Annotated in this window: 4 protein-coding genes; 2 read left to right on the plus strand and 2 right to left on the minus strand. The window is 60.4% G+C overall.

All coding sequences use genetic code 11. The annotated features are described in order from the left end of the window. Positions 1–25 precede the first annotated feature (25 nt). Positions 26–859, plus strand: a complete 834-nt coding sequence (locus CQ12_RS24650) for an N-acyl homoserine lactonase family protein (protein ID WP_057837895.1) — start codon at positions 26–28, stop codon at positions 857–859. A 221-nt stretch (positions 860–1,080) separates the two neighbouring features. Here the strand turns inward: CQ12_RS24650 and CQ12_RS24655 are convergent, their stop codons facing one another. Further along, the gene (locus CQ12_RS24655) at positions 1,081–1,767 is read right to left on the minus strand and encodes a response regulator (RefSeq protein ID WP_083519469.1); all 687 of its coding nucleotides are present in this window, start codon (positions 1,765–1,767) and stop codon (positions 1,081–1,083) included. Between the two features lie 223 nt (positions 1,768–1,990). Next, a complete protein-coding gene (locus CQ12_RS24660; RefSeq protein WP_063799804.1) occupies positions 1,991–3,397 on the minus strand; it encodes a sensor histidine kinase in 1,407 nt (468 codons plus the stop codon). Positions 3,398–3,960: 563 nt separating this feature from the next. On the opposite strand from CQ12_RS24660, the gene CQ12_RS45215 reads away from it, so the two are divergent. Further along, positions 3,961–12,750 (plus strand): peroxidase family protein, encoded by an 8,790-nt coding sequence (locus CQ12_RS45215; protein WP_057837897.1) that lies wholly within the window; start codon positions 3,961–3,963, stop codon positions 12,748–12,750. Positions 12,751–12,799: the final 49 nt, after the last annotated feature.

Here is a 12,799-nt window from a genome sequence, read left to right on the forward strand (position 1 = left end):
AAGCGACGAACGATCGGGGGATCGCATGGCTGAGCAGGAATACGAACTCTTCGCCATTCGCTATGCGACCCGCGATGCGCTGCGCAGCGATCATTTCATCGGCGGCGATCCGCACGACGGGCCGATGCCGATGGACTACTTCATGTGGGTCGCGAGAGGAGGGGGACGTGTCTTCGTCATCGATACCGGCTTCAACGCGGAAGTATCGAAGAAGCGCAATCGGACGTTCCTGCGTTGTCCGGTCGAGACCCTCGACGCGCTCGGCATCGATGTGAACGCGGTCGAGGACGTGGTCCTCACGCATCTGCACTACGACCATGCGGGGAATTTCGACCGGTTTCCGAGTGCACGCTTCCATCTCCAGGAGCGCGAGCTGGCTTATGCCACCGGCCGCTTCATGCGGTATCCGCGGCTGTCGCACTCCTTCGAGGTCGAGGATATCTGCGGGATTGTGCGGCTCAACTATGCCCGCAGGGTACTGTTCTACAATGGTGATGCCGAGCTCGCTCCCGGCCTTACGATCCATGCGGCCGGCGGTCATTCGGCCGGGCTGCAGTTCGTTCGCGTCAGGACCCGCCGGGGCTTCGTCGTGCTCGCCTCCGATGTCAGCCATTTCTACGAGAACATGGCGAGTGAGCGGCCGTTCACGACCGCCCTTCATATCGGCGAAATGCTTGAGGGATTCGACCGGTTGCTCGCATTGGCGCCGGACGAGAGCCACATCATTCCCGGCCATGATCCGCTTGTCATGAAGCTTTATCCGGCGCCGGGTCCGGAATGGGAGGGCGTTGCCGTACGCCTCGACGTGCCGCCATCGGGGACCGCGCCCGCTCGCGCTCATTATTTGTCGGGGCACTAGCCGATCTCGATGTGACCTCGACGGAAGCCGTACATCGAGCGCGGTTCACTTGCCGTGCTTATTTCTCCGATGCGGCACTTAGAATTGTCGTGGTCGTCACGCGTGGGACCAAGGGAGCTCAGGCATGACACCGCGAGGCGGGTCTGGTTGAGGTCGAGGCGCCGACAACCGATGTGGTGGCTAACGCGGGGATATTGCTAGGAGGTACTTACGGCAAGGGCTCAGGAGAGTTGACGCGACTGTCGTTGCTCAGGTCTGGAGGAATCGTTCGTCTCCTGTTCAGCAAGGGCCTGTGCGGCGATAACGACTTCGAGACGATTGCGCGCGTTCAGTTTCTGCATCAGGATTGTCATGTAGTTCTTGACGGTCTTCTCGCTTATCCTGAGAGATGCAGCGATCTCCTTGTTGGTATAACCGCGCAGCAACAGTCGTACGATCTGGTCTTCGCGGATGCTGAACCTGACGGCTTCAGCTGCTACCCGACGCACCGACGCGTTTCTCAGGGCTGCAATGACCTGGCTCGCAAAGCTTTGCGTAATGTACGTTTCGCCATGTCGCACCGCTTCCACCGCTTGTATCAGTTCTTGCGCACTGCTCCCCTTCAGGACGTATCCATTCGCGCCGGCATCGAGGGCGCGGATCGCGGAATCGACTCCGGTCGCGGCAGTAAACGCGACGATCTTTGTGTTCGGCGAAATCTTGATTGAAGATGCAATTGCGGCGTAGACGTCGCCCGCCATGCTCAGATCAACAATGATGACGTCCGGACGCAGGCGCGACGAAATATCAACAATGTCTCTTGCTGATGAACCCGTCGATAGTACTTCCAGTCCCTGAGTGCGAGACAGCAGCGTGACGATACCTTCAATCATCAAAGGATGGTCATCGACTAAACCAACGGAAACCATATGAGGCCCCCAACGCAATAAAAACGCTACAAATCCCACCATTAAAAATCAGCGGGAAGAAAATATAGCTCCATCAATTGACCATTGTAAATGTTGAATTACTAAACCCGTAGAATCCCGTAGATTTTAACCTTTACGCCCAAGCTCGTCGGAAGCCGCGCGAGCCAACTCGCTTCAAGGAAAAATGTGCAACTTGAGATCGACACTACCCTCGATCGATGATCTATTTCCGTGCGTGGGCGATCGGGATCGTGGCTCGGATTTGCGTTCCGATGCCGCGCTGCAAAACAAATTCGAAGGTGCCTTTGAGCGCTTCCACGCGATTTCGTAGACCCGCGATGCCGAGGCCTCTCCTGCTGCGCCTGTGTTCGTGATCCTTGTCGACGGCCCCCGGGCCGCTATCACTTACTGTGATCAAGATCGATTGAGGATCTGCAACAACCTCCACGCGCTGTCCTTTTGCCTTTGCATGGTGGAATGCATTGTTCAGCCCTTCCTGCACGATCCGGTACAGGCAAATTGTTATCAGCGGTGAAAGGTCTGCGGGCAGGTCACCAATTTGACAGCAAACCGTTGTTCCCGTCGCTTCCTCATGATTCTTAACGGCCAGCAGCAAGAGTTGATTGGGCGACAATCCATCAAGCTCAGGCAGTACAAGGCCGGTGGAGATATTGCGGAGTTCGGCCAATATCCGTTTTGTCAGAGGTTCAATGGTTGGATCATGAGCATGAGTGAATCCAGATGGATCCGACTTCTTGGCCGTCGGGTCCGTCAGCTTGAGCATCAAGAGGCTGACAAGTTGGATCGGGCCGTCGTGCAGATCCTGTCCAATCCTGGCAAGAAGGTTTTCGTTGGAACTCGCCGCCTCCAGTCGGGCATTGTCCGCCACGCGGCGTAGCCTGTCATTCTGCGCAGCGAGGTTCGTAGCCTCGACCACGTTCTGCATGAGGCTTGACTGATACTCGTTGACCAGTTTTGAAGCACGACGGACCATAAAGAATAGTATCAGCATCATCGGTGCAGTTGCCGCGCCAACGATCCCGACGGACGTAAACCTGATCGAAGCCAGGTCGGCAGCAAGTCTCCGGCCATCACTGTAGATTTCGCCTACGGCAATGACTTCCCGGGTTCCCGAACGAAACAGAGGGGCGTAGATTTCGACGAGCGGAACCTGCAGATGTTTGTGATTGGCATTTTCGGCCTCGTGCAGATAATCGAACTCGGCCGTCGCCTTGCCTGCTACCGCTGCATCGATATGACGCGAGGGGAAGCGATCGCCGATGCCTTTCTTGCTGGTCGAGTACACGAGCGTGGCGTCGGGCAACCAGAGCTTGACTAACACCAGCCGTTCGCCAAGCATTCCGGCAAGCAGATCGTCCAGCCTTTTCGCATTCTCTGGCGGCAGGCGCCGGGAAGTGACCAGGTCTTGCGCCGCCGGGCTGAGAAAGAGCTCAGTGAAAAGAGCGCCTTCTTCGGCGGCTGTTTGCATCATGCTGGTTTCGATGCGTTGCGAGATTGCAAACGCAAGCAATCCCATTGAAACAGCTATCGTTGCGGCAGCAGCCAGAACAAATTGATGAACAAGGCCGAAGGTTGTCCTCGAGCCGATCGTGCCGGGCGGCCAAACCATTGTTACGTGTCCTTGCGCAACGCGAGGAGCAGCGTTTGAAAATCCCCGAGCGATCTAAGAAGTTCGTCGAATAGATCGTCTTCAGTGTTCCAACGTATAGCACATCAGACGACGTGAACAGCGTCCGTGTCACTTTGGGCCCCGTTAACGCTAACGGCACGCGCCCTCAATGAACCAAGCGGCATCACCGCACGGATTGCTCGGGACCTTGGTCCTAACTACTGCCGGGACCTTCATCCTCGCCAGGCTTAGGACCTTGATACTCGCGTTTCTTGGGACCTTGTCCCCTTATCGGCGTCTTCCGAAAATTCTCAGATGACATCGTAGAGCGGGCCTGGATGCCGAGTGCGTCAAGGCGTCGGTGTCGGTAGTCAAGAGGCGGCCGGGCTGGATGAGTTGTCCCAACTACGAGACGATATCGAGTTTGACCCATCGTCAGGGCCGCCGCGGCCTTTCGGGCGCCGTTGTCGCCCAAGGCCCGCGCATCAGTTCCATTCAATTGATCAATGTCGGTTTCAACCGCCTGGCCGCCGCTGCGGTCTGGTCCAACGGGTGAGGGTGTCATGGTTGTCTACATCAAGAGCGATCTGGAATTCATTCTGGCACAGATCAAGATTGCGGAGGCACATGCAGCCGGTCAGCCGCTGTTCGGAACGAACGGCCTTGTGCCGGCCTACAACCTGTCCCTGGGCCTGCGCACCGTCGACGGCACCTACAACCACCTGATCGCCGGGCAGGAGAGGTGGGGCGCGGGCGACAGTCAGTTCCCAAGTCTGCTGAATCCTGCCTACAGGCCGGCCGACGGCACCCTCTTCGATCCGGACGGGCCCATGGGCCCGGCTCCCGCAATGCCGACAGCGCTCAACTATAACCCCTCGAACAATCCCAACTCGCTCGTCTTCGACTCGAGCCTGCGCACCATATCCAACCTGCTCGTCGACCAGACGCTGGGTAACCCCGCCGCCATCCTGACGGCGCTGGAGCGCGCGGGTTCTGAGAATCCAATGGCCGATCTCCCGCAGGTCACTGCGATCTACCAGGTTTTCAAGCCCGCGTGGGACGCGGAATATCAGGCGCGCGTGGTCATGCAGAATGCCAAGGCGGCCGCCGAAGAACTCGGTGACGGCGATCCCCTCACGCCCCCGTCCGCCGAAGAGCAGGCGGCGATCGACGCTTGGACCGCCGCGACTGCGGACCATGCGGCAACGGTGACGGCACTGGACGAGGCGCGCGCGGTGCGCAATACCGCGCTTGAGCCCTTCGGCATCGCGATGGATGGCGACAACGTCCATCTGCCGAACGTCGCGCCCGACGAAGGTCTTTCGGCGCCTTTCAATTCGTGGTTCACGCTGTTCGGCCAGTTCTTCGATCACGGTCTCGACCTCGTCAACAAGGGCGGCAGCGGCACCGTGTTCATCCCGCTACAGCCGGATGATCCGCTCTATGTCCAGGGCAGCCACACAAACTTCATGGTTCTGACCCGCGCTACGGTTTCGGCCGGACCTGACGGCGTGATGAATACGTCCGACGATGTCAGGCCGGTGAACACCACGACCTCCTATGTCGACCAGAACCAGACCTATACCTCGCATCCATCGCACCAGGTGTTCTTGCGCCAGTACGTGCTCAACGCAGCCGGCGATCCGGTCGCCACGGGCAAGCTCATCGAGGGCGAGAACGGCGGCATGGCGACGTGGGCTGAAGTCAAGGAGCAAGCCAGGACGGTGCTCGGCATCAACCTGACCGACAATGACGTCGGCAGCGTGCCGCTACTTCGGACGGATGCATACGGCAACTTCATTCCCGGGGATAACGGCTTTCCGCAACTGATCATTGGAATTGGCCCCGACGGCATTCCCAACACGATCGACGACATCGTTCGCGAAGGCGATCCGAACGCAAATCCCGACAGCTTTGGCGTCCCCCAAGGAGTCTTCACGACCGGCGCAATCCGCACGAGCCATGCCTTCCTCGCCGACATCGCTCACGAGGCGGTGCCCGTTGGCAAGATCGCCGATGGCGACATCACGATCGGACTGGGCAACCCGGGCAATGGTGATACCGAATACGACAACGAACTGCTCGACGCTCATTTCATCGCCGGCGATGGTCGTGTGAACGAAAACATCGGCCTGACGGCGGTGCATCATGTGTTCCATGCCGAGCATAACCGCCTTGTCGAGCACACGAAGGAACAGGTGCTCGCGACCAACGATCTTGCGTTCATCAACGAATGGCTCGTGGACGATCTTCTCGCCCTGCCGACACCGGCCCAGGTAACCAACCTTGTGTGGGACGGCGAACGATTGTTCCAGGCTGCCAAGTTCGGCACCGAGATGCAGTATCAGCACCTGGTGTTCGAGGAGTTCGCTCGCAAGATTCAGCCGAACATCAACGTGTTCGTGGTTCCGGACGGGTTCGATTCGACGATCAATCCGTCGATCGTGGCCGAGTTCGCCCACGTGGTCTATCGCTTTGGGCACTCCATGCTGACGGAGTCGATCGACCGCTTCAGCCCGGCATTCGCCGAAAGCCATATCGGCCTGATCGAGGGCTTCCTCAACCCGATCCAGTTCGACAACAATCACGCCATCACCGACGACATCGCCGCCGGTGCCATCATCCGCGGTATGACCCGTCAGGTGGGTAACGAGATCGACGAGTTCGTAACGACCGCACTGCGCAACAATCTGCTCGGCTTGCCGCTCGACCTCGCAACCATCAACCTGGCGCGCGGCCGCGACACCGGCGTACCCTCCCTGAACGCCGCCCGTCGCGAATTCTACGACGCGACCAACCAGGATGTGCTGCTCAAGCCCTACGAGAGCTGGGCCGACTTCGCCGCCCACCTCAAGCACGAGGCGTCGATCATCAACTTTGTCGCCGCTTACGGGACGCATTCGCTGATAACGGGTGCCGATACCCTTGAGGAAAAGCGCGACGCCGCATTGACACTCATCACCGGGACCGCATTCGGCAGCTTCGTGCTTCCGACAGATCCTGTCGAGTTGGCTGCATTCCATGCTGACCGACTCGCCTTCCTCAACGCGACGGGCGCCTACGCCGGCGGTTCGCTTGGCGGCCTCGAGAACGTCGATCTCTGGATTGGCGGCCTGGCGGAAGAGATCATGCCGTTCGGCGGCTCGCTGGGCTCGACGTTCAACTTCGTCTTCGAAGTGCAAATGGAGAAGCTGCAGAACGGCGATCGCTTCTACTACCTGCAGCGCCTCGACGGCCTGCATCTGTTTGGCGAGATGGAGAACAACTCCTTCGCCGCGATGATCATGCGGAACACCGATGCGACGCATCTGCCGTCGGACGTGTTCTCAACCCCGAATCTGATCCTCGAAGTGGACCCAACCAAGCAGTTTAACGACCTAGACGGGGACGGAACTCTCGAAAGCACCGACCCGACCGGAACGAGTTTGATCACTCCGCTCGTGTTGCGAGACAATCCCGCCACGGCGGGCCCGGAGGCCAACTACCTGCGCTACACCGGTGCCGATCACGTCCTGCTCGGAGGCACCGCACAGGCCGATACCCTCATCGCCAGCATTGGCGACGACACGCTGTTCGGTGACGGCGGCAACGATCGGCTCGAGGGTGGCTTCGGCAACGACATCATCAACGGTGGCGCCGGTGACGATATCATCAAGGACAGCGGCGGCGACGACAACATCAAGGCCGGAGACGGCAATGACGTGGTCCATGCCGGGCCGGGCCTCGACCTGGTCATGGGCGGCAAGGGCCAGGACTTCATCTTCCTCGGCACCGACATGGGTTCGGAAGTATTCGCCGGCGAAGGCAACGACTTCATCTACGGCCACAAGAACGCCGAACGCATCCTGGGCAATGAAGGCGATGATTGGATCGAAACCGGTACCTTCGACGGCGCTCCAGGCGACAACTTCGACGAAATCTATGCCCAAGACGGCATCGACGGACATGACGTGTTCCTGGGCGACGGCGGCTTCGACGAGTTCATCGCCGAAGGCGGCGATGACATCATGGTTGGCAGTCTTGGCCGCGGCAAGATGGTCGGTATGTCCGGCTTCGACTGGGTAACCTACAAGGACAACACGTTCGCGGCTGATGCCGACTTCACGCGAGGGATCGTCTTCGACGAAAATCCGCAGCCGCCTCAGTTTGGAACGCAAGACGCCTACGAAGCGGTGGAGGGCCTGTCGGGTTCGAGCTTCAACGACACTTTGACCGGCTCCGACGTGACCGCGGAAGAGCGCCTTCCGTTCGCGCAGGGCGGCACTGAGGGTTATCGCGGCAGCTTCCTCACGAAGGAAGGCATCGCGCGGATCCAAGGCCTGCGCGAGGTCCTCGGTCTGACGTTGGCGCAGTTCGACGCGCTCGCTGCCAATGCGAACGTCTACAGCGCCGGCGAAATTATCCTCGGCGGCGACGGCAGCGACACGATCATGGGCCGTGGCGGTGATGATATCATCGACGGCGACAAGTGGCTGAACGTGGAGATCGCCATTCATGCGGGAGTGGACCCCGTCACCGGACTTCCCACGGGTGGGATTCTTGAGCGTGTCAACAGCATGACAGAGCTCGCGGCCCGCATGTTCAACGGTGACATCAACCCGGGCCAGCTCGAGATCGTGCGCACGATCGAGACCGCAAACGGAACCGGCGACATCGATACGGCCAAGTATCAGGGCAACCGCGCGGAGTACGTCTTTGCCGGCAATGCCGACGGCACGATCCAGGTTACCCATGCGATCGAAGACTCGCTCGATGGATCGGACAAGCTCCGGAACATGGAGAGGGTCGAGTTCCTCGACGGTTCGCTGAATATCATCGTCGGGACGCCGAACAACGACACCCTCAACGGAACGCCGCAGGACGACTTGATCCTGGGCTTCGCCGGTGCCGACACGTTGAACGGCAATAACGGAAACGACATCCTGGTTGGCGGTTTGGGTAGCCAGCAGGCCACCTATGCCGACAATTTTGACAACAACAGCTTTGGCAACTCGACCGGTACCGCAGCCTGGGATCCGGATTGGGTCGAGGCGAACGACAGCGGTGGCGTCACCACTGGCCAGATCCGCATCGATGACGGCAACAATACCCTGCGTATCGTTGGTGGCGCGACCTCCGACGGAGCCACCATCACCCGCGCGGTGAACCTCGTCGGCGCCACTGCGGCGACGATCACTTTCTCCGCGAATCCCGATGGGCTTGATGCCGGCGAGTCCGTACTCGCCGAGTTCACGTCCGACGGTACCACCTGGGTGAACATCGCGACGATCACGGGAGACGGCGCGTCGCAGAACTATACGTTCGACGCTACGGGTCCGTTCCCCGCTGCTGCGATCCGTTTCGTTGCGAGCGCCATCAACAACACGGCCGAGGTCGTCAATATCGACAACCTCGTGATCAACTTCACCAGTCCGACGCTCAATGCCGGCGTCGATACGCTGAACGGCGGTGCCGGTGACGACACCTACGTCTTCGCGATCGGCGATGGGGCGGATGTCATCAACGAGACCAGCGGAAACGACCGCATCTCGATCTCCGGTGCGTTGACCGACCTCAACTTCAACGAGATCACGACAGGCGGCGGCAACGACGACCTGGTGATCTCGCTGAACGGCGGGGCGACCGACCGCATCACCGTGACCGATCACTTCGACACGGCGGGCGAGGCTGTCGAAGCGGTCAACTTCAATGGCGCCACGGTCTATGGATACCTGCTCGAGGGTGACTATGCCCTGAGCACAGACGACTCGAACCCGCGGACGGCAAACACGCCGCTGGTGAACACGGTCCTCGTCGGCACTACCGGCGAAGACACGCTGACCGGCAATACGGGCAACGATCTGCTGTTCGGTCACGACGACGACGACGCGCTTGACGGTGGTGACGGCGACGACCTCCTCGTCGGCGGCGCCGGCAACGACGAGCTGGACGGCAACGTTGGCCTCGACACCCTGGTGGGTGGCGCCGGCAGCGACGTCTACATCATGACCGACGTCGAGGACATCATCGTCGAAGCCTTGAACGCCGGTACCGACCAGGTGGAGACGGATCTCGCTGCCTTCTCCCTCGAGCTCATCGATAATGTCGAGAACCTGGAGTACACGGGCGTCGACGCCGATCCCTTCGTCGGCACGGGCAACGCCCTCAACAATACGATCAGCGGCGGCGATCTCGACGACACCCTGAGCGGCCTCGCCGGCAATGACACGCTGAATGGCGGGCTCGGCGCCGACAGCCTCCTCGGCGGCGACGGCAACGATACGCTGAACGGCGGCGACGATAACGACACGCTCAACGGCGGAATCGGCAATGACCAACTCGAAGGTGGTGCCGGGGCCGACGCGATGACGGGCGGCGACGGCAATGATGTTTATGACGTCGACGATGCCGGCGACACGGTCACGGAAACCAATGCCGACCTTGCGACCGGTGGCACAGACCGAGTCGAATCCTCAATAACTTATGCTCTCGGAGCGAATATTGAGAACCTGACACTTACCGGTGGTGATGCCATCAATGGCACCGGCAATGCGCTCGGCAACACGATCATCGGCAATAACAACGGCAACCAGCTGTTCGGTGGCGCCGGTATCGATACCATCTCGGGCAACGGCGGCAACGACCTGCTCGATGGCGGCAGCGGTGTCGACACGCTGAACGGTGGTGACGGCAACGATACCGTCATCGGCGGTGAAGGCGACGACATTATCGATGTGGGCGGTGGCTTCAATACCATTGTCTACAACTCGACCAACTTCGGCAACGATACCATCAACAGCTTCGATTTTGATGGTGGTGCTGCTACCAACCAAGACAAGATCGATCTCAGCGCTCTTGGGATCACGGCCGCCAACCTTAATACCCGTGTTGCAGAGTCGACGATCGGCGGAGCGACCAACACACTTCTCACCATCAGCGACGCGGCTGGTAACGCGATCGGCACCATCCGTATCAACAATGTCACCAACGCGCAGATCGACGTTAACGACTTCACGCTGGCGACTGGTCCGGCAATCGTCATCAATGGTGCCGAAACCGGCCAGACGACGAACGGGACGGCTGCGGCTGAACTCATCAATGCCAACGGTGGCAACGACACGGTCAACGCTGCCGGCGGCAACGACGTCGTCAACGGTGGCGAAGGTACGGATATCCTGAACGGGGGTGACGGGAACGACACCCTGTCGGGCGGCATCGGTGCGAACACCGGCAACTTCCGCGATGAGTTCGGGTCGACGTCCTACACCAACAACAATGGCTCGGTCGCGTTCACCGGTGGGTGGACCGAAACCAATGACGGCACGAGCAGTCCAACGGCCGGCGACATCGACATCACCGGTGGCCGCCTCCGCTTTGAGCAAGGCACCGACGGTGGCGAGTCCATCCAGCGTTCGTTCAGCCTGGCCGGAGCAACCGCAGCGCAGCTGACCTTCACCTACGAGCCCGATGACCTTGACGCGGGTGAGACGGTTGTCGTCGAAGCGTTCAACGGAACTACCTGGGTCAACCTCGGTACCTTGGGCGGTGACAGCAACGGCGCGAGCCTGAACTTCAGTGCAAACCTCACGGCGGCCCACTCGCAGATCCGCTTCACGGCGGTCGGCAACTTCGAAGACAACGAGAACCTCTACATCGACAACGTCAATATCAGCGTGACGGCTCCGGGCCTCAACGCCGGTGTGGACACGATCAACGGTGACGCCGGCGACGATACGATCATCTGGAGTGCCAATTCCTTGGCGCCGACAGACGGTCGTGACGTGGTCAATGGCGGCACGGAAGGCGGTGCCGGCGACACCTTCGTCATCAACGGCAACGCCTCCGGCGAAGCCTTCCGCATCTATACCCGCGCTGAATTCCTGGCTGTGAACGCGGGGGCAGCGCTGAATGCGGCGACGGAAATCGTCGTGACGCGGAACGGTACCACCGTAGGCTCGATCATCGCCGAGCTGAGCGAGATCGAAGAAATCCGTATCAACGGCATCGACCCTTCGGGTGCCAGTGGCGGAGCAGGAGCTGGCGATACCTTCCAGATCATCGGCGACTTCTCCGGCACGAGCCTGCGTCCCAACACCATCACGATCGATGGTGACGCCGGCAACGACACGGTCGATATCTCGTCGCTCGGGTCAGCGCACCGCATCGTCTTCAGGTCGAACGGCGGCAATGACACCATCATCGGGACCTTGCGTCCCCAGGATGTGATCGAACTGCCCGATGGCGCGACCGCCGCGGACTACACCACAACGACCGATGCGAATGGTGTGAGCACCATGACCAACGGCACACACTCCGTGACCTTCACGGCTCCCGACGGCCTGCCACAGGTCGGCGACGATGATGAGGAGGATGAAGACGACGACACCGGCCACGACGACGATAACGACGACTGCGGCGGTGACGACGATGATGATGCCACGACCGGTGGACCCATGCCGCCGGCATCCGCGGTAGGGGTGGTCCGGATGGGTACGCCCTCGGCGGACGTGCTCACCGGAACGGTGGGACCTGACAATATCGTCGCCTTTGCGGGAGACGACGTTGTCACGGGCGAGGACGGTGCCGATGCGATCTCGGCCGGTGAGGGCGCCGACTTCGTCAGCGGCGGCGACGGACGCGACGTGATCTTCGCCGGCGCCGGCGATGACCAGGTGTTCGGCGGCGGCCACGCTGATATCATCTACGGCGATGCCGGAGCTGACCGCATCTTCGGCGATGCAGGAAACGACCTCATCAATGCCGGGGCAGGTGACGACTCGGTGTTCGGCGGCGCCGGCGACGATCTGATCGTGGCCGAGGTCGGCGATGGCAACGATGTCTACTTCGGCGATGACAGCGACGGTGGTGCCGGCGTCGACACGCTCGACATGTCGGCGGCGAGTGCAAACGTCACCGTCAACCTCGGAACCGGCCCGTTGTCAAACGGCGCCGCGTCGAGTTCCCAGACGGGTAACGACACGATCTGGGGAATCGAGAACGTCAATACCGGTTCCGGCAACGACACCATCACCGCAAGCAGCGCGGTGAACGTGATGAATGGCGGTGCTGGCAACGATACCTACAAGTTCACATCGGCTTCCGCGGCCGACGGCGACACCATTCTCACTTTCGAGGCTGGTGACCGCGTCGATCTGACGGCCATCGATGCCAACGTGGGTTCTACCGGCGACCAAAGCTTCTCGCTGGTCTCCGGTGCCTTCACTGCGGCAGGGCAACTCTCAGTGACGCTTGAAACGCGTGTCGACGGCGACTTCACGGTTGTCCAGGGCAACATCGATGGCGACGCTGATGCCGAGTTCACGGTCGAGATTGCAGGTCATCACAATCTGACCAACGCGAATCTCGGTCTCTGAACGCCCGGAATACCGCGGGAGGCAGATGCGTCTGCCTCCCGTGCAATTG

This window comes from Bradyrhizobium jicamae, assembly GCF_001440395.1.
GTDB lineage: Bacteria > Pseudomonadota > Alphaproteobacteria > Rhizobiales > Xanthobacteraceae > Bradyrhizobium > Bradyrhizobium jicamae.